Here is an 18,750-nt window from a genome sequence, read left to right as displayed (position 1 = left end):
GTTTTTTGTTTTGCCCCCGAGTGGGAGAATCAGGCTGGAACCATGGTTCCATGCAGCGAGGAGTAACGATGGACGACAGACTCTATTATCAGGATGCCTATACAAGTACGTTTTCGGCCCAGGTAACAAAAACTGGTGTCGAGCAAGATGGGACACCTTACGTGGTACTGAATCAAACGGCTTTTTACCCTACTGGAGGCGGACAGCCTTCCGACCTTGGTGTATTGGAAGAGATTCGTGTGGTAGATGTGGAAGAGGTAGACGGTGAAATTCGTCATCGACTGGAGGCTCCCTTGTCCGAAAGCATAGGGGAAGTAACGGGGCACATCGATTGGGACCGCCGCTTCGATCACATGCAGCAGCATGCTGGCCAACACATTTTATCTGCGTCCTTTCTGGAAGTCGTGCAAGCGGAAACCGTTGCCTTTCACTTGGGCAAAGAGCGCGTCACCATTGATGTACGACTGGATGAGTTGACAACAGAGGTATGGGAAAAGGTAGAAAAGCGCGCGAATCAGATTGTTTTGGAAAACCACCCCATCCTTGCACGGTTTGTTGATGACGAGGAATTGGCAACGCTGCCCTTGAAAAAACAGCCGACTGTTACCGAAAATATTCGTGTCGTGATGATTCCTGAGTTTGATTACAACCCATGTGGAGGAACACATCCTGCGCGCACGGGCGAAGTCGGGATGATCAAGATCTTGGGCTGGGAGCGACATCGCGGAAACATTCGTCTGGAATTCATCTGTGGCTGGCGAGCTTTGCGGGACTACAACCAAAAGCAAGCTGTCGTTCGCGATACAGCGAAGCTGCTCGCTACTAATGAAGGAGAACTGATCGCACAGACGGAACGCCTCCTTGCAGAACGCGACACCTTAAAGGCAAAATTGGCAGAAGTGGATAAGCAGCTCCTGGAAGTAGAAGTCAATCAACAACTAGCTGCTGCTAGCCAACTCGGTCAGTCGCGCCTCATTATGTGTACCTTCACAGACAAAACCATTCAACAGCTTCAGCAGTTCGCACAACTGGCTACTGCTCTGGCGCCAGATGCGATTTGCCTCTTGGCTGCTACTACCGAAGATAAAATGCAAATCGTGTTTGGTCGTGGGCAAGAAGTCAACGTAGCCATCAATCAAGTGTTGAAAGAAACCTTGCCGGTCATTAACGGAAAAGGTGGGGGAAATCCTGCGATGGCGCAGGGTGGCGGTCAGTCAGTAGTGGATGCGGAAGAAGTATTGTTGCATGCACGCAAACTGCTGGAAGCCTCACTGTTGTAAATGCATTCGATTCAAGAAATGGAGGAAACAGCGATGAACTGGAATCCGGGAGATATCGTTCGCGTTGCGCAGCGAACTGGTGAATATATTGCAGAAGTATTGGAAATTCACGATTCGAAGCTGCTGGTTAAGGTGCTGGCAGTTACCAAATTCCCGACGCAAGGCGATTTGCATTCTTCCTACGAAGTAGATGTGCCGCTGTTTCACCAGCGTCCAGCGCTGTCGTACATGGAAAAATTCATGACGCCTGTTCAAGGGCTCATTCGCTATAATGGAGCGATTCCCGACTACAAGGAATCTGTCCGACAAGCGATGGAGAGAGAAATGGAAAAGCTTTCGAAAATGGCAGCTTGGGCAGAGCGTTGTCTCGTTGAGCTGGAAAAGATGCATAAGGAAGCCTTTACAAACACGAAATAGAGTGGTACTGTAGTACTCGAATGTACGACAATTGCATAGCTTTACTACCAAACGGGGGCCAAGCAACGTTGGCTGAGATTGTGACGAGTGTGTTACTGACCGTTGAACCTGACCTGGGTCATGCCAGCGGAGGAAGAGGTATTTGGAATCAGTATCACGTGTCGCATCCGAGCGGAACTATGCTTGTTTGTGCGCATGTATGATAAGATGACACTCAACCATCCGAGGCGGATGGTTTTTTTATGCCATTCGTCCGGTGAGATGGGATGGGTATACGGCTTCTTCTGTTTGTCTGAATCGACTCAGGCAGGCGAGAGAAGCCGTTTTTTTTCCAGTAGAAGGAGGTAATCAATGATTGTTCAGCTGAATGGGAAAAAAGTAGAGTTGGCGGAAGAGATCACGACAGTGCGGGCTTTGCTCGCTTCTTATTCCCTGCAAGAGAAGATTGTTGTCGTTGAGCGAAATGGTGACATTATCGATCGCTCAGCGTACGAGCAAACACCGATTGCAGACGGAGATCGCATAGAAATCGTTCATTTTGTCGGAGGAGGATGATCATCATGATGGATACATTGAAAATTGGATCGTACGAGTTTCGCTCCCGCTTGCTTCTGGGGACTGGTAAATTCGCTGACTTGGATACACAAGGGAAAGCGGTAGAGGTGTCGGAAGCAGAAATTTTGACCTTTGCGATTCGTCGCTTGAATTTGGAAAATCCGCAAGAACCGAACTTTTTGGAACAACTTGATTTGAAAAAATTCACCCTGCTACCAAATACAGCAGGTGCCTATACAGCAGAAGAAGCAGTGCGCATTGCCCGTTTGGCTAAAGCATCTGGGCTGTGTGACATGATCAAGGTCGAGGTTATTGGAGACCCGAAAACACTTCTCCCTGACCCGATTGGCACACTCGAGGCTTCGAAAATCTTGGTGGAAGAAGGCTTTATCGTGCTGACCTACACCAATGACGACCCGATTCTTGCCAGACGACTGCAAGAGGTTGGCGTACATGCGGTTATGCCAGGAGCGTCGCCGATTGGTTCCGGACAAGGGATTGTCAACGAAAACAACCTCCGTTTTATCATTGAGGATGCCAAAGTACCGATTATCGTAGATGCAGGAATTGGTTCGCCGGCAGATTGCGCGAAAGCGATGGAGCTGGGTGCTGATGGTGTCTTGTTGAATACAGCCGTCGCTCTCGCTGACAATCCAGTTCTGATGGCAGAAGCGATGAAGCTCGGCGTGGAAGCAGGTCGCAAAGGCTTCTTGGCAGGTCGTATCGCGAAAAAGCGTTACGCGTCCGCGAGCAGCCCGGTCGAAGGGATGATTGAGTAGCGTGGATCGACTGACAGAAGCGGTAGAATCGATCGCCAGCCGCAAAGAAGAGCTGTTCGCTTTATTGGCAGAGCTCGTTTCTCATCCGACTGTGAGTCCTCCCGCGCGAAACAGTGATGCCGCACAAGGAGCAATCGCCGACAGGCTGCAAGCGATGGGATTCGAGGTAGATCGCTGGACGGTATATCCAGGAGACGACAATATTGTCGGTCGGTTATCAGGGAGTGCCTCAACCTACGCAAACAGTTTGATTGTCAACGGGCATATCGACGTGGCTGAAGTCGGTGATGACATCGGGTGGACCTATCCACCTTTTGCTTTGACACACGGCAAGGATGGGCGCCTGTACGGCCGTGGAGTTGCGGATATGAAAGGCGGACTCGCAGCGAGCTTGTTTGCGATCCAAATGCTGCGCGAACACGGAATCGAGCTTCAAGGCGATCTGCTCTTTCAATCCGTCATCGGAGAAGAAGCGGGTGAAGCGGGGACATTGGTCGCTATCGAGCGTGGCTATCAGGCTGACTACGCCGTTGTAGTGGACACGAGCAATCTGCAAATGCAAGGACAGGGCGGGGTCATTACAGGCTGGATCACGATTGAGAGTCCGACGACGCTGCATGACGGAATGCGTGCACAGACGATTCATGCAGGTGGACGCGTCCGGGGAGCTTCTGCCATTGAAAAAATGACGAAGGTGATCACCGCACTACAGGAGCTGGAGCGGGACTGGGCTGTCATGAAGTCCTATCCCGGCTTCCCGCCTGGCAGCAATACGATCAATCCTGCAGTCATCGAGGGTGGCCGGCACGCTGCGTTCATCGCAGACCGTTGCGCCCTATGGATTACTGTTCATTTTTATCCGAACGAATCCTACGAAGAGATTATTCGAGAGATCGAGGATCACGTCGGGCGCACAGCAGCAGCTGATCTTTGGCTGAGAGACAATTCTCCAACATTCCGCTGGGGTGGACGTTCGATGATTGAGGAGCGCGGTGAAATCTTCCCTTCACTGGAGTTGGATACGAAGCATCCGGGGTTGGTAACGCTGCAATCCGCATATGAAAGTCACATGCATCAAACACCTATTGTTAACATGTCGCCTACGGTGACCGATGCAGGCTGGTTTGCGCATGCAGGCATTCCAGCTGTCCTATTCGGGCCTGGTGAGCTCACGCATGCTCATGCCGTCGATGAATCAATTGATCCTGACCAGCTTGTTCATTTTGCCCAGATCATGGCCCGCTTTATTGCCACCTGGTGCAATACCCCAAAGGAAGCGAAGGAGTGAGTATCGCATGACAACCTTTACTGATCGTTTGAGAAAAAGTGTAGCCCCGATCTGGGAGCGTGTTCATCAACATCCTTTCGTCACGGGACTTGGAGATGGCAGCCTGCCTGTTGGTGCATTCAAATATTACATGAAACAAGACTACATCTACCTGATTGATTACGCGAAAATGTTCGCGATTGCGAGTGTGAAGGCGTACGATCTGGAAACAAGCGCCAGATTCGCTGCTTTGCAAGAATCGACGCTAAACACAGAGATGGAGCTGCATCGCCAATATGCTGAGCGCTTTGGTATCTCTCGCGAGGAGCTGGAAGTGACAGAGCCTTCGTTTGTGATGTTGGGATACACCAGCTACATGCTGCGTGTTGCTCATCAAGGGTCGTTGGGGGAATTGGTGAGTGCACTACTCCCATGCACATGGAGCTATTGGGAAATCGGCAAGCGGTTGGCACAAGTAGAAGGGGCACTGGATCACGAACTGTACGGCGAATGGGTACGTATGTACAGCTCCGATGAATTTGGGCAGTTGGCGATCTGGCTGATTGATATCATGAATCAATTGGCAGAAGGTAAGAGTGAGCAAGAGCTGGCCAAACTGGAAGAGTATTTTGTCAACACCTCCAAAATGGAGTACATGTTCTGGGACATGTCCTACAGAGAGGAAATGTGGCCGTGGGAGAACAACTAGCTTTCGCCGACGTCAGCTTTTCGTATGGCGACAGGCAAATTCTCGATCATTTTGATCTGCGTGTGGAAAAAGGGGAATTCGTCAGCTTGATCGGTCCGAGCGGGATCGGGAAAAGCACGTTGTTTCAGCTCATCGCAGGTCTTCTTGAGCCGGGACGAGGCGAAATCAGGCTCGGCAGTGTACCGGTAGCAAATCGTTTGGGGCAGGTCGGCTATATGCCCCAACGCGATTTGCTCATGCCATGGCGTACGATTGTCGAAAATGCAGCTTTGCCGCTGGAAATCAAAGGTATGACGAAAAAAGAAGCGCATGAGCGTGTCAGACAGCAATTGCCAAGGTATGGGCTTCAGGACTGGGCTGACAGCTATCCAGCCCAGCTTTCTGGTGGGATGCGTCAGCGGGTTTCTTTTTTACGGGCTTTGTTTTCAGGCGCAGAGATGATGCTGTTGGATGAGCCGTTTAGTGCATTGGATGGAATTACGAGAATGGACATGCAAGAGTGGCTGATGGAAAAGTGGCAGGAAACAGGCAGTACGATGCTGATGATTTCACATGACATCGACGAAGCCATTTTACTTGCTGATCGTATTATCGTGCTTGCAGGTAGTCCGATCACCAAGCCGATCGAATTAACCGTTCCGGTGAGCAGACCGCGAACGGCGAGCAGCCGCAACCAAGCCGAATTTTTGGCATTGCGTGAACAGATTTGGGAACGGCTTCGACAGGATCGCCAAGCAACAATGAAGCCGTTGAGGAGAGAAGCATGATGGGCAGAGGCATTTGGTTTGGTATCTCCATCGCCATTTTTCTTCTGGTGTGGGAAGCTGGATGTCGCTTCCTCGGGGTGCAGCCATTCATTTTACCACCGCCTAGCGCTGTGATTGTGTCTTTGTGGGATTTACGCGCCTCTCTAATAGGTGTACATCTTTGGGCGACGTTAAAAGAAGTGTTACTGGGGCTATCGATCTCGATTGTATTTGGAATCTCCCTTGCATTTGCGATGATTCGCAGTCGAATTGTGGAGCGCTTGGTCTATCCGTATATCGTCATCTCTCAAACGATCCCCATTATCGCGCTATCACCCGTTTTCATTCTGTGGTTCGGGTATGATTTATCTGGAAAAATCGCGGTTACGATTCTGTTTACTTTCTTTCCGATTGTCGTCAACGCGTATGATGGACTTCGCTCGACGGACAAGGAAATGCTTCAGCTGTTAAAAACCATGGGGGCAACAAACGGACAAATTTTCACCAAGCTGCAACTCCCGTCGAGTTTACCTCATTTCTTCAGTGGTCTCAAAGTGGCAGCTACCTACAGTGTGGCCGGAGCGACCATTGGGGAATGGCTGGGAGCGAGCGAAGGACTCGGGTACTTTGGCAGACGGGCATCCGGCAATTTTCAGGCACCCGCGTTGTTTGCCTCGGTCCTGTTGCTCTCGATTCTCGGTATGCTGCTGTTTTGGTTGGCTGGACGAATCGAACGTCATTTTTCCCCGCATATGAAAATCAAAGGAGAACAACAATGAAACCTTTCAACAAATGGACGAAAGCATTCATGGCACTTACATTGGCAACAGGTCTTGCTGCTTGCGGCAATCAGGCGAGCTCGGATGCTGGTCAGACGCAAGCCCCTGCTGATAAAGGAGCGGAGCCTACTGAGCTGACGATTGCGCTCGATTGGTATCCGAATGCCGTTCATTCCTTCTTGTATGCAGCAGAGGAGCAAGGCTATTTCAAAGACGAGAATCTCAAGGTGACCATGCAAATGCCTTCGGACAGCAATGATCCGTTGAAGATGGCGGCTGCGGGCAAAGTAGATTTGGCAATCAGCTATCAACCACAGCTTATTCAAGCTCGTGCAGAAGGAGTTCCTGTCGTATCTGTAGGTGCACTCGTTCGTCATCCGTTAAACGTGATCATGACGCGCCAAGACAGTGGAATCGATACTCCGCAAAAGTTGGCTGGAAAAAATATTGGTTATCCGTCCCTTCCACTTGATGAATCGATTGTACGTCAAGTTGTGAAGCATGGTGGTGGCGATGATTCCGGACTGACCTTCACGGATATCGGCTTTGACATCGTCCCGGCGTTGACGGCCAAAAAGGTCGATGCCGTAGTAGGTGGCTATATCAACCACGAACAACTGATTTTGGAGAAGCACGGCATTCCAGTCAATGCGTTCAAGCCTTTTGAGTTTGGTGTTCCAGACTATTATGAGCTCGTATTGGCAACAAGTGACGAGACTTTGGGCAAAAAGCAGAAAGCTGTGGAAGGTTTCCTGCGTGCGATTGGCAAGGGTCAGGACTATGTGAAAAATAATAAGGAAAAGGTACTCGATCTGTTACTTGCCAAACAGGCTGCCGATTTCCCGCTGGAAAAAGACATTGAGACCAAGAGCTTGGATATCCTGATTCCGTTGATGGATGCGGGGGAAAAGCCTTTTGCATACCAGACGGCCGAATCTTGGCAAACACTGATTGATTGGATGAAAAAAGAGAAGCTGATAACAGCTGACATCAAAGCAGAAGAGATCATGCGCGATCTCGTGAAGTAACCAGTCAAAAAGCACCCCTTTGCACGCTTTTGAGAGTCTACTCTCGATTAGCCAGACAGAGGAGGTGCTTTCTCTATGATGTCTTCCTTTTAGGAGGAGAGGGGGAAACAAAGTTCTGCTGTCATCCCTTTTCCTGTATCGCTTGTTAACAGCAGGTGTCCATGATGAGCGGCAGCAATACGTGCAACCATGGGCAACCCGAGACCATGACCATTTTGTAAGGGAGATTTTCTTTTCGACGAATAAGGCAATTCCACCAAGTCAGGCAGCATGCTTGGCTCAATGCCTTTTCCGTCATCAGTGATAATCAAAAGAGCATTGCGCTGGTTGGGTGACAGGGCCGTTTGCACGTGGATGTGACAGCCTGATGGGTTATGCACGATGCTGTTATGGATCAGATTCGTGATGGCGCGGACGAGAAGTTTTTCATCACCCATTACGAAGCATTGCTCAGTCGTGACATCCAGCTCAATGGTAAACGCCTCTGCCAAATCATTGTTTAAAAAGTCAGTGACAATTTGCCGCGCAAGTGTCGATAGCCGAATCGGTTTGGTATGAATAGGCTGCATTTCGTATTCCAGCATGGAAACGAGATTCAAGTCGCTGACCAAAGAACGGAGCTTTTCCCCTTGCTTTCGAATAATGCTTGCTTTTTGCTGCTGCTCGTAAGGCACCGCGTCGCTCTCTTCCAGTTCACTGGCATACCCGAGCACCATTGATAGTGGCGTGCGTATATCGTGGGAGATTCCAGCGATCCAATTCGAGCGTGCTTCGTCTCTGGCTTTTAACAAAGCGTTCTTCTCTTGCAGAAGCGACGATGCATGATTGATGCTTCGCGCAATCCCGCTGAACATTCCTTTTGCCTCGACATGTGTATGCTGATCTTCTGACAGAGTATGAATCCCGCTAATCAGTGGGCGGATTGCCCGAATGAGTCGAGAGCCGATGAACAGAGAGAGAAGAGCGGCGAGCAGGATATTTCCGAAAAGCAAAGCCACTAATCGATACGGCAAATCGCTTAACCAACTGATCGGAAAATGAAACTGGTACTTGGCGAGACTGTCCCTCGGGTAGCCCACGACGACCAGCCCCAACTCATGCTCCCAAACAAAAACAGGATAGTCCTGTAAGTAATTTCGCGAGAACTGCGCCACTTCTGCCAGAGAATAAGTGCGGGGCAATTCGTTCGGTATGACATAGTCCCAAATGACCTTCCCATCGCTTCCAATCAACATCGCCCAAGCCTGGCTTTTTTGCAACCATTCTTGTGCATTTGGTCCCAATGTATAGTGGGAACCGTTCTTGTGGAGACCCTCTGCGACAGCTTGTGTGACGTGAATGGGAGGAGAGCCCTCGTTCATCCCTTTGAAAACAAATGTGCCGAGAATGATGTAATTGACGATGAGCAAAAAGACGGCGATCAGGATAGAAGCACCTGTATAACGACGTAAAATTCGTGCGGCTCCATCCATCTACAACTCTTCCTTTACGAGTAATTTGTATCCGAGTCCTCTTACCGTGAGCAAATATTCAGGAGTGGACGGGCATGGCTCGATCTTTTCGCGAATGCGCCTCATATGAACCATCAGGGTGTTTTCATACCCGTAGTAATCGTCCCCCCATACGGATTGGCACAGGGCATCGCTCGTGACGATTCGTCCTCGATTTTCATAGAGTTTTCGCAAGAGCGCGTGTTCCTTGGCAGTCAGGGCATGTTCGTGGTGATCTCTCGTCACGATTGCTGCCTCCAAATCGATCGTACTGTCACCAAGCTGGAAAACGGGCAGACGATCGATTTGGGGCGGGGCGTAAACACGTCGTAAAATGACCAGGAGACGAAGAACGAGCTCGCGCGGTAAAAATGGTTTCACAATATAGTCGTCAGCGCCCAGGCCAAGTCCGAGCAATCGATCTTCATCTTCCCCTCTCGCTGACAGGAAAATGACAGGGATTTGCGAGAAACGACGGATCGAAGTCAATAGTCCAAATCCATCGCCATCAGGCAGCATGACATCCAGGATTGCGATATCTGGCTTGTCCGAAGCGCATATCACTAACGCCTCTTTACAACTACCCGCATGAAAAATTCGAGAGAATCCTTCCTTACGTAAAAATCCATCGATCATGTTTCTGATTTCCAGCTCATCTTCCACGATGAGCACTTTTTTCTGTTTCCACTCTTCCATATTGAATCACCCGTATTCATTATACTCGCTCGATTTGTGTGTTCTACCCACTCGGAGTCGATTTAAGGTTGTTGTAAGATTCTTGTCAGCTTTTCGACGGGTTGGGACTCTATGATTTCGTAGGAGAGACCAAAAGATAGGAGCGAGAAGAGATGAATACGGTGATTCGAACGGAAAACCTTTCCAAAAACTATGGAGGAGCCTATTGCGTCCAGCGGGTGAATCTTGCGGTAGGAGAAGGGGAGGTCTATGGCTTCCTCGGACCAAATGGTGCAGGAAAATCGACAACTCTGAAAATGCTGCTAGGATTAGTCAAGCCGACTGAAGGGAGTGTATCTGTATTCGGGAAGGATTTTAGCAGGAATCGACTTGAGATACTGAGTCAGACGGGTTCCTTGATCGAGGCTCCTTCCTATTACGGCCATCTTACCGGTCTGGAAAATATGCGCGTCATGCAGCGGTTGCGAGATGTCCCGGACAAACAAGTAGAGAAGGCCTTGCAAATCGTCCGTTTGGAAAAACAACAGAACAAAAAGGTAGACCAGTATTCGCTAGGGATGAAGCAGCGTCTGGGAATTGCCATGGCTTTGCTGCATTTTCCTAAGCTCGTCATCCTCGACGAACCGACAAACGGTCTGGACCCTGCGGGAATCGGTGAAATTCGGGAATTGATTCAATCATTGCCACACCAGTATGGAATGACGGTCTTGCTCTCCAGCCATCTGCTCTCAGAAATTGAGCAAGTGGCCACGTCCATTGGCATTATCCACGGGGGGAAACTCTTGTTTCAAGGGAGTATGGACCAACTGCAACGGAATAGTCGGCCTCGTGTTTGGTTGAAAACGCAGGACAATGACAAAGCGAGAAGAGTTCTTCAAGATCGGGAGCTTTCTCCAAGTCTCCAAGATGGCTTCCTTGTGATGGAAGAGATGGGGGATAGAGAGGTAGCGGAGACAAACCGGGCGCTGATGATGGCGGGCATTGATGTTTATCGCATTGAAGTGCACAAACAAAGCTTGGAGAGTATTTTCCTTTCCCTTACAGGCAAGGAGGGAAGTTTGTAATGCGGATGCTTTGGCTGGAGTTTTATAAAATTCGACATAAGCGTTTGTTTCTCATGCTCGCCATTCTTTTGAGTATCGAACTGGCATGGGGGTTTATGGCTGTCAGTATCTCCATGACAAAAAATCCGGATGCGCAGACGTGGAGCGCCATACTGGTCACGATTACAGCTATGAACGGATTGTTTTTGCCGATCGGTTCGGCTGTCATTGTTTCACGGATTTGTGATATGGAACACAAAGGGCGTACATGGAAGCTGCTGATGGCTGCTTCTGTCAGTAGGAAAGCTGTTTATGCGGCAAAATTCGTCTCTGCGGCTGTTTTGATGGGGGGTGCCGTCATTCTACAAGCTTTGGCGATCGTGGCCTTTGGCATTGGCTTTGGTTTAGCCGAGCCAGTCCCGATTGGCCTATTCCTCCGCTTTGTAGTAGGAACCACGGTGACAAACCTCGTGGTGATTGCACTGCAACAATGGGTCTCTCTCGCCATCAAAAATCAGGCATTCAGCCTATGCCTCGGTATGATCGGGGGATTCATTGGCATGACAGCGAGCTTGTTTCCGCCACAAGTCGGACGCCTTTTCATCTGGTCGTACTATGTAGACTTTTCGCCCGTTACGTATCAGTACGTGAACGAAACGATGCGGTTTACTACACGAGAAATCGGTCTTTCTTTACCGATCATCGTCGTATTCATGGGCATCGCATTTTACCTTGCTGGGAGCATTCACGTATCCCGGCAAGACGTATAGGGAGGACCTTGTATGCTAATCAGATGTTTGGGAGCAGAATGGGTAAAGCTTCGACGCTCGCGTATATGGCTCGTTTTGCTTGTGCTTCCTGTTTTCAGTACGCTGATCGGTTTTGCCAACTACTGGATGAACCAAGCGATCCTGCAAAATGGCTGGTACAGCCTATGGACGCAGGTGAGCTTGTTCTACGGAGAATTTTTCTTGCCCATTCTCATCGCGATCTGCTGTTCGTTTGCGTGCAGATTGGAGCATGTAAACCGAAACTGGAATGTCATCCTGACAGCGCCTGTATCGACTCCAACGATTTTTTTCGCGAAGCTGGTGGTGGTTGGCGTTCTTCTTTTTGGTGTGCAGCTTTTCTTCTTCGTGCTGTATATTTGCGCGGGTTTCATCGCTGGACTACATGCACATTTTTCGTTTCCTTTGGAAGTGTTCGGATGGATCCTGCGAGGCTGGCTGGCTTCGCTCACCATTATTTCCTTCCAGCTATGGCTTTCTACGCGGATACAGAGCTTTGCTGTACCTGTCGGCATTAGTGTTTGCTCTGTTTTTGTAGGGTTGGGCTTGTATGTGTCTGGGCTCGGGATGTTCTTTCCCCAGTCACTTTTGACGATTGGCATGGGCGTGCTCAGTCAAGAAAGTTTGTCACTAGGAGAGCTGGGGGCGTTTGTGGTCATGTGTGTACTGTTCGTGACGAGCGGGTGTGCACTGGGGATTCGTCGTCTTACGATAGAAGGTCTTTAATAATTTTTCGCCATATTAACGGTTTCCCTTTCCTGTCAAACAACCTTATAATAGAAGGTGAATGATCGAATGAGGAGAAGTTTCCATGGACGATAAACACATAAACAAGACGAATAGCAAATGGGTGATCTGGGGGTTTATTCTCAGTGTACTCGCTTGTGCTGTGTCTATGGTGATTTTTATCTACGTGATGCGCAACTGACAGCACATGATGGAAGCGTCAAAAAACCGCTCGTTTCATAGAGCGGTTTTTTGCTGTAGTGTTAGCGGGATATCGCTGTTATTTTTCGGACAGCTTCTTCTTGTGATAGCCGGTTCAGCTCGGTAAAGCCAAGGTTGGAAAGAGCAATTGTTTTTCCTTGATAGATTGGATAAATGCCTTGCCAGAGACCTGCCGTACTGTACAGCTGTGATCCGCTCACTTTTCGTAAAAACAATAAATAATTCCCTTCCGCCAGCGGCCCAGGATATTGCAGGTTGAGCGGACTGGAGGCATCAGGAAGCGGCTCTACGCCAGTGCTAACCACTGTTAATAGTCTGGTTGCTGTGCCTTTTACGGTCTTTTTTACCTGAAGTCTTTGTGTGTAGTTCATAATCTTGCCTTGGGCAAGGGTGCGTCCCGTGGGATACGACCGATGGGTACCGTCTACCCGCCCGATGACGATCAAGTCGCACTTTTTGACGAGCTCCCCAAGGGAAGAAAAGGAGGCGGGATCTACTTGTACCCGCCCGATGTCCGTTTGGGCATGGACAGGGAATGAAAAGCTGCAGAGAAGTGACAGACAAAGCAGCAATTGATAGAACATGAAACCATTTCCTCCAAACAAAAGAAGTCTTGAAGGTAGTATGAACGGAATGGGTATCGTTCATTCCTGTGTGTTTTTAGTATAATGGTAATATTCCGAATAAATAGAATACGTGCTATCATGGGGGCGTACTGTGATTTGTTGGTTGAAATCGCCCAGACTATGACAAGGAGGTTATCATGAATCATTTATTTGCTTTTCGACGTGTCGGTACGTGGTTTTTCGTGTTGGCTCTTTTGTTGCAGGTAGCAGCTTCGCCTGCGCTAGCCAAGGAAGAGGCCACTTCTTCTAGTCCTCTTGCACTCCACATAGAAAAATTCCTCGCCGATTTGAAAAACGATGAGAATAGCAAGGGGATGTACGCTGGAATTGCGGTCTACGATCTAACCGACAAAAAGTACGTATATAAGCACAATGCCGAACGTAATTTTATCCCGGCTTCCAACATGAAGCTGTTTACGACCATTGCGGGTCTGGATAAGCTGGGGCCGGATTATCAATGGAAGACCGAGGTGTTTGTTTCAGGAAAGGTAAATAACGGAGGTATTTTGCAAGGTGATCTGATTTTAAAAGGCTATGGGGACCCTAGCCTGACCCCGGACGATTTGCAGCAAATGGTAAAAGCCATCAAAGATTTGGGGATCAAACGAATCAATGGAAACCTCCTTCTCGATGATAGCTATTTCGATGAGACCAGACTGGGCACGAGCTGGATGTGGGATGACGAACCGTATGGGTACAGCGCTCAGATAAGTGGATTAGCCATAAATAAAAACGTTACGACCCTAACCGCAACCCCTGGAAAAACGGTGAACGATGCCCCCGTCCTGACGATGAACCCAGCTACCACATACATAACAGTCACAAACCAGTTGAAAACGACAGCGGGCAAGGAGAGCAACGTGCTTGTCGAGCGTCCGCGCGGAAAAAATGAAATCATCGTATCCGGTACGATCGGGGTGCAAGCAGCTCCTTATGATGAAGATGTCACGATGGAAGACCCGGCTTTTTATGCAGGCGATCTATGGAAGGATCAGTTGCAAAAACAAGGGATAGCCTTACATCCGAAGGCGGAAGTGAAGAAAACCGTGCTGCAAAGCGGAGTGCCTCTCTATACCCACTTGTCCAAACCATTAGGTGAGATCACGGTGGAGCTCAACAAGGATAGTGACAACTTCTATGCGGAGATGCTTTTAAAGACGCTGGGGGTCACCCAGAAAAGCGAGGGCAGCTTTGAAGCAGGCAGTGAAGCGGTAGCAGACGTGATGAAGCGCGCTGGCATTGAGTCAGGCTTCCGTCAGGTCGATGGCTCGGGGTTATCGAGATTTAATATGATCACTCCAGAGCAGATGATCGAAGCGCTTATCTTTTTACAGGGGCAAGAATATCGAACGGAACTGGAAAAATCACTCCCAATCGCAGGAGTAGACGGTACCTTGAAAAACCGCATGAAAGGAACCAGTGCAGAAAAGAATTTGTTTGCTAAGACAGGTTCGCTAAGCGGAGTCAATACCATGTCGGGTTATGTAACAGCAAGGAATGGTCATAAGCTGGCCTTTTCGATTTTAATCAACGGCATCTATAAATCGAAGTATGCGAGGGAGCTACAGGATCGAATCGGAATTTTATTAACAACCTACCCAGATATCGCAGCACCGGAAGGATTCAGCCTTCCAGAGAAAAAGTCGTACCCACTCTCTGTTTTGATCGATCCTATCCTTGATACGCCGGAAGCAGCAGGGGTAACGGCTGGAATCATCATCAAATCGTTGGATACAACAGGCGACCCTGTTTTATACGAGAGGGATGCAGACACACTGCTTACCCCTGCTTCGAATTTGAAGCTGTTGACGACCGCAACAGCGTTGAACCAGCTTGGCTCGGATTACGTATTTAAAACAGAAGTGTATGGAGATGCCCCGATCACCGCTTCCGGTATACAACAGGGCAATCTGTATGTGAAAGGATACGGTGACCCTACCTTGCATACGGAGAATGCACTCCAGGTGCAGGAAGGTGTGTCGATTGAAAAAATAGCAGGGTGGCTCAAGCAACAAGGAATCACGCGTATCAACGGGAACCTCGTGATGGATGACAGCTACTTTGATCAACAACGGCTTGGCCTCGGCTGGGCATGGGATGACGAGAGCTACTATTACAACCCGACCATAGGTGCTCTCGCATTAAACCGAGGGACGGTCATGATCGAATTCAAGCCCGCTAACGATGCTGGCAAGCCAGTGGACATCAATGTGCTACCCAAAACAGCGTATGTGCAGGTGATCAATGAAGCCAAGACCGTACAAAAAGGGGAAGAAAATACGTTTGCGATCCTGCGTGACCGTGGAGCAAATACCATCAGACTGTCAGGGAACCTCCCGCTTGATCACGAAGGGGATTACGAGCGCGTACCTGTGGAGGAGCCAGCCAAGTACGTGGGGACCGTACTGAGGGAAACGTTGCAGCAGCAAGGAATTGCGTTTGCTCCAAAAAGCGAAGTGCTGATCCAGCCAGTTCCTCCAGCAGCTGTGAAATGGACACAATTTGAGTCATTGCCGCTCAAGGACATCGTTCAGTACCTCAACAAGCGAAGTGACAATTACTACGCAGAAATGCTCCTCAAGACGCTCGGAGCGGCAAAGAAAGGCAAAGGGAGCGCAGCCAGTGGTGCAGAGGTCGTTCAGGAAGCCGTAGCTTCACTTGGCGGGAATACGACCTTCGACATGATGGATGGATCTGGTTTGACCCGCTACAATCTAATTTCTGCTCGGCAGATCGCATCTGTGCTTGAAGGGATGACCAAAGAATCAACATTTGCCGCTTATGATGAATCTTTACCCATAGCGGGAATAGATGGTACACTGAAAAACCGCTTGAAGGACACACCTGCCGCAAATAATCTTCATGCGAAGACAGGTTCGATGACGGGTGTGAACACACTGTCAGGCTATATCACGACAAAAGGCGGGGAGAAGCTCATCGTTTCGATTCTATTTAATGGCTATGTAGAGGATGAAGAGCTGTTTACCAAGATGCAGGATCAGATTATTACGATACTAGCCAGTTACGAATAGATATACGAAAAAGGAGTGCCAATTACTGGGTGCTCCTTTTTCTGTTGGTATCGTCTCCTGAACTGGGTCAATGCCTGTAGCGGTCAATCAACGCGCGACATATCTATATTCAGATTAGGAAGCAGGCGAAGTATAGAACAGCGGTGAAGGAGGGGAAAAAGAAAAGATGCACCCTGCACTCTTTCATTGGAAGCGTTTGGAGCAAGTCGTAACAGAAGTGCTTGTACAGGCAGGTGCCAGACATGAGCATGCAAGGCTTGTCGCAGAATCCCTCATCCATGCTGATTTGCGCGGCATCGAATCCCATGGTTTGGCGAGGCTGCCGATCTATATCCAACGAATCGAAGCAGGCTTGATCGAATTGAATGATGAACCTGTGGTATGGAAACAGGAGGGAGCAACAGCACTGGTAGACGGCAAAAACCATTTGGGTGCGGTAGTCGGGGTTGCGGCATTGGAGGAAGCGATTAAATTGTCGCGGCAGATGGGAATCGGCCTAGTTGGTGTTCGTCATTCCAACCACTTTGGCTCCTGCTCGTACTATGCAGAACGAGCGATCACTGAAGGAAAGATACTCATTGTTCTTTCCAACGCCCCCGAAGCCATGGCGCCAACAGGGGGGATTCGCCCTTTTTTCGGAACAAATCCGATTGCGGCGGGAATACCTGCAGGAGAAGAGCCATCCTTTTTGCTAGATATGGCTACAAGTGTTGCTGCCAGGGGAAAAATCGCCTTAGCCGTTAAAAAAGGAGAATCCATTCCTGCAGATTGGGCCATCGATGCCAATGGGAAGGAAACGACTGATCCCACAAAAGCCCTGCTAGGCTCACTTTTGCCGATCGGGGGAGCAAAGGGATACGGATTGGCGATGTTCATCGATATCTTGTGTGGGCTGCTAACGGGTGCAGCAACGGGACCACATGTAAAAAGCCTATATGACAATTGGAACGATCCACAAAATGTAGGACATCTATTCTTGACAGTGAATATTGAACGATTTATGTCACTCCCCGATTTTTGTGCCAATATGGATGCCTACATTCGTGAGGTGAAAAGTGTACCTAGGAAAGAAGGTATCACGGAAATTTTCATTCCTGGGGAGATCGAGAGCCGAAAAAAGCAAGAACGCATGGAAAACGGTATTCCTCTCGATCCAAATCTGACAAAAGAACTGAGCCAATTATGCCGCACCTATGGAGTCGATTTGCAGGCAGCGTGTTATCTCCCCTAACCAGATTTCCTTTCGCAGGTGGTTTCATGGACAATCCATCCCACATAGACTAATGTCATCGGTTTGGAAAGGAGTGAACCGTCTATGCAACGACACATGTGCAAAGGCAAAATTCACAGGGCGACAGTTACGCAGGCCGAACTGGATTACGTGGGGAGTATCACAATTGACGTTGCTCTCATGGATGCGGCAGATATCAAGCCTTATGAAATCGTGCAAGTAACCAGTTTGCGTAATGCCACGCGCTGGAAAACATACGCGTTACCCGGAGCATCGGGAAGCGGAGTCATCTGTTTGAACGGTCCACCTGCCCACTTATTCTCGCCGGGAGATCTCGTCATCATTTTGAGTATGGGCATGTACGATGAAACCGAGATGGAACAGCTCGTTCCCAAGGTCGTGTTTGTGGACGAACAGAATCGCATCACGAAAATAGAGGAGCATCATCTGATAAAGAATGGAGAGACACTGCCATAAAACCGCCAAACGTAGGAAAATGGGGCAAGCATAAGCACATGGTCAAAGACGAACTTTTGCTGGAGTATTTGCCCAAAACCCGCGTGTACTCTCCTGAAGAGCTTTGGGAGTATGCAGAAGCGTTTACACACGTGATGCTGAAGCCTTCGGGAGGCGGCGGTGGGGCAGGGATTATTCAAGTAACGGCGCGAGGAGAAGAGAAGTATTTGGTCCATAGTGGGAGTCGTAAGCGTCTCGTGGAGGGGAAGGAGGCTACGATCCGATACGTGGAGTCGTTGTTTCGACCTAAAACATACCTGCTCCAGCCACGTATCCCACTCGGGAAAATCAAGGGCAAGCCTTTTGATGTGCGTGTCATGATCCAGCGCAGGAGCAATAAGGAGCCTTGGGTGATAACGGGGTGGTGTGCAAAGCTTGCAGGTCCGGGCTTTATCGTGACAAATGTGGCTCGCAGCCGTGGAAAAGTTTTGCCCATCCAGACTGCAATCAAGCTGTCGAATATAAAAGCGGGCCCGCATCTCTTGCGTGATATCCGCATGATAGCATCGGCAGTAGCTAATCGATTGGGAAGAGTCTATCCGACACTCCGGGAGATCGGTTTGGACTTAGGGATTGATGTGGATGGCAAACCGTGGATTATTGAGGCCAACTTCCGACCTTCTCTTGCTCTTTTTCAAAAGCTGGAGGATAAGACCTTTTACAAACGAATTGTTTCCATGCGAAAACGATAAGAGGAAAACCACTTGTCGATGTTGTTCAAACGGTGAGAGATGGACAGGTGGTTTTCTCTGTTTTTTTACAACGAATGGTAGTGAGAAAAATCTTTCAATTACAACTATGGCGTTGCTACTAGCGAAGA

General features: G+C 49.2%; 19 protein-coding genes and 1 riboswitch. Of the genes, 16 read left to right on the top strand and 3 right to left on the bottom strand.

The features are described 5' to 3' along the window. Positions 1 to 68 precede the first annotated feature (68 nt). From ODZ53_RS05385 to ODZ53_RS05345, 9 genes are all read left to right on the top strand, one after another. Complete coding sequence (locus ODZ53_RS05385) at positions 69 to 1,280, top strand: alanyl-tRNA editing protein (protein WP_372676226.1); 1,212 nt, start codon at positions 69 to 71, stop codon at positions 1,278 to 1,280. A 33-nt stretch (positions 1,281 to 1,313) separates the two neighbouring features. After that, positions 1,314 to 1,697, top strand: a complete 384-nt coding sequence (gene kapB, locus ODZ53_RS05380; RefSeq protein ID WP_015891398.1) for a kinase-associated lipoprotein KapB — start codon at positions 1,314 to 1,316, stop codon at positions 1,695 to 1,697. A 41-nt stretch (positions 1,698 to 1,738) separates the two neighbouring features. Continuing rightward, positions 1,739 to 1,849, top strand: a riboswitch (TPP riboswitch). Positions 1,850 to 2,048: 199 nt separating this feature from the next. Then, the gene (gene thiS / locus ODZ53_RS05375; protein WP_016743632.1) at positions 2,049 to 2,252 is read left to right on the top strand and encodes a sulfur carrier protein ThiS; all 204 of its coding nucleotides are present in this window, start codon (positions 2,049 to 2,051) and stop codon (positions 2,250 to 2,252) included. A gap of 5 nt (positions 2,253 to 2,257) precedes the next feature. Then, entirely contained in the window at positions 2,258 to 3,031 is a 774-nt protein-coding gene (locus ODZ53_RS05370; protein WP_016743633.1) for a thiazole synthase, read from the top strand. Further along, a complete protein-coding gene (locus ODZ53_RS05365) occupies positions 3,024 to 4,319 on the top strand; it encodes an acetylornithine deacetylase (protein ID WP_372676225.1) in 1,296 nt (431 codons plus the stop codon). The genes ODZ53_RS05370 and ODZ53_RS05365 overlap by 8 nt, the downstream gene beginning before the upstream one ends. A 7-nt stretch (positions 4,320 to 4,326) precedes the next feature. Then, positions 4,327 to 5,007 carry a thiaminase II gene (gene tenA / locus ODZ53_RS05360; RefSeq protein WP_372676224.1) on the top strand — a complete coding sequence of 227 codons (681 nt, stop codon included), beginning with the start codon at positions 4,327 to 4,329 and terminating at the stop codon, positions 5,005 to 5,007. Beyond that, complete coding sequence (locus ODZ53_RS05355) at positions 4,992 to 5,774, top strand: ABC transporter ATP-binding protein (protein WP_372676223.1); 783 nt, start codon at positions 4,992 to 4,994, stop codon at positions 5,772 to 5,774. Before tenA ends, ODZ53_RS05355 begins: the two co-directional genes overlap by 16 nt. Next, on the top strand, positions 5,774 to 6,532 hold the full coding sequence (locus ODZ53_RS05350) for an ABC transporter permease (RefSeq protein ID WP_234128215.1): 759 nt from the start codon (positions 5,774 to 5,776) through the stop codon (positions 6,530 to 6,532). The genes ODZ53_RS05355 and ODZ53_RS05350 overlap by 1 nt, the downstream gene beginning before the upstream one ends. Next, positions 6,529 to 7,560 carry an ABC transporter substrate-binding protein gene (locus tag ODZ53_RS05345; protein WP_372676222.1) on the top strand — a complete coding sequence of 344 codons (1,032 nt, stop codon included), beginning with the start codon at positions 6,529 to 6,531 and terminating at the stop codon, positions 7,558 to 7,560. Before ODZ53_RS05350 ends, ODZ53_RS05345 begins: the two co-directional genes overlap by 4 nt. A gap of 89 nt (positions 7,561 to 7,649) precedes the next feature. Here the strand turns inward: ODZ53_RS05345 and ODZ53_RS05340 are convergent, their stop codons facing one another. Then, positions 7,650 to 9,032 (bottom strand): sensor histidine kinase, encoded by a 1,383-nt coding sequence (locus tag ODZ53_RS05340; protein WP_372676221.1) that lies wholly within the window; start codon positions 9,030 to 9,032, stop codon positions 7,650 to 7,652. Beyond that, a complete protein-coding gene (locus tag ODZ53_RS05335; protein WP_372676220.1) occupies positions 9,033 to 9,746 on the bottom strand; it encodes a response regulator transcription factor in 714 nt (237 codons plus the stop codon). It abuts the gene before it with no gap. Positions 9,747 to 9,898: 152 nt separating this feature from the next. Here ODZ53_RS05335 and ODZ53_RS05330 point away from each other — a divergent pair, with 152 nt between their 5' ends. The 3 genes from ODZ53_RS05330 to ODZ53_RS05320 are packed head-to-tail and all read left to right on the top strand — an operon-like array spanning position 9,899 to position 12,303. Beyond that, the gene (locus tag ODZ53_RS05330; protein ID WP_372676219.1) at positions 9,899 to 10,810 is read left to right on the top strand and encodes an ABC transporter ATP-binding protein; all 912 of its coding nucleotides are present in this window, start codon (positions 9,899 to 9,901) and stop codon (positions 10,808 to 10,810) included. Continuing rightward, the gene (locus ODZ53_RS05325; protein WP_372676218.1) at positions 10,810 to 11,559 is read left to right on the top strand and encodes an ABC transporter permease; all 750 of its coding nucleotides are present in this window, start codon (positions 10,810 to 10,812) and stop codon (positions 11,557 to 11,559) included. The genes ODZ53_RS05330 and ODZ53_RS05325 overlap by 1 nt, the downstream gene beginning before the upstream one ends. Before the next feature lie 12 nt (positions 11,560 to 11,571). Continuing rightward, entirely contained in the window at positions 11,572 to 12,303 is a 732-nt protein-coding gene (locus tag ODZ53_RS05320) for an ABC transporter permease (protein ID WP_372676217.1), read from the top strand. 263 nt (positions 12,304 to 12,566) lie between these two features. On the opposite strand, the gene ODZ53_RS05315 is transcribed toward ODZ53_RS05320, so the two are convergent. After that, entirely contained in the window at positions 12,567 to 13,109 is a 543-nt protein-coding gene (locus ODZ53_RS05315; protein ID WP_372676216.1) for a hypothetical protein, read from the bottom strand. Between the two features lie 179 nt (positions 13,110 to 13,288). Here ODZ53_RS05315 and dacB point away from each other — a divergent pair, with 179 nt between their 5' ends. The 4 genes from dacB (at position 13,289) to ODZ53_RS05295 (ending at position 18,622) form a co-directional block, all read left to right on the top strand. After that, positions 13,289 to 16,183 (top strand): D-alanyl-D-alanine carboxypeptidase/D-alanyl-D-alanine endopeptidase, encoded by a 2,895-nt coding sequence (gene dacB / locus ODZ53_RS05310; RefSeq protein ID WP_372676215.1) that lies wholly within the window; start codon positions 13,289 to 13,291, stop codon positions 16,181 to 16,183. 166 nt (positions 16,184 to 16,349) lie between these two features. Further along, positions 16,350 to 17,414: an Ldh family oxidoreductase gene (locus ODZ53_RS05305; RefSeq protein ID WP_372676214.1), complete on the top strand. Its 1,065-nt coding sequence runs from the start codon at positions 16,350 to 16,352 to the stop codon at positions 17,412 to 17,414. Between the two features lie 84 nt (positions 17,415 to 17,498). Continuing rightward, positions 17,499 to 17,891, top strand: coding sequence for an aspartate 1-decarboxylase (panD, locus tag ODZ53_RS05300; RefSeq protein WP_372676213.1), 393 nt, complete (start codon positions 17,499 to 17,501; stop codon positions 17,889 to 17,891). A gap of 38 nt (positions 17,892 to 17,929) precedes the next feature. Beyond that, a complete protein-coding gene (locus tag ODZ53_RS05295) occupies positions 17,930 to 18,622 on the top strand; it encodes a YheC/YheD family protein (protein WP_372676212.1) in 693 nt (230 codons plus the stop codon). The last annotated feature ends 128 nt before the right edge of the window (positions 18,623 to 18,750 follow it).

Source organism: Brevibacillus sp. BD137 (genome assembly GCF_041644655.1).
Taxonomy (GTDB): domain Bacteria; phylum Bacillota; class Bacilli; order Brevibacillales; family Brevibacillaceae; genus Brevibacillus; species Brevibacillus brevis_D.
Note: the sequence above shows the minus strand (reverse complement) of the source record. Positions and strands in the feature narration are given on the sequence as shown.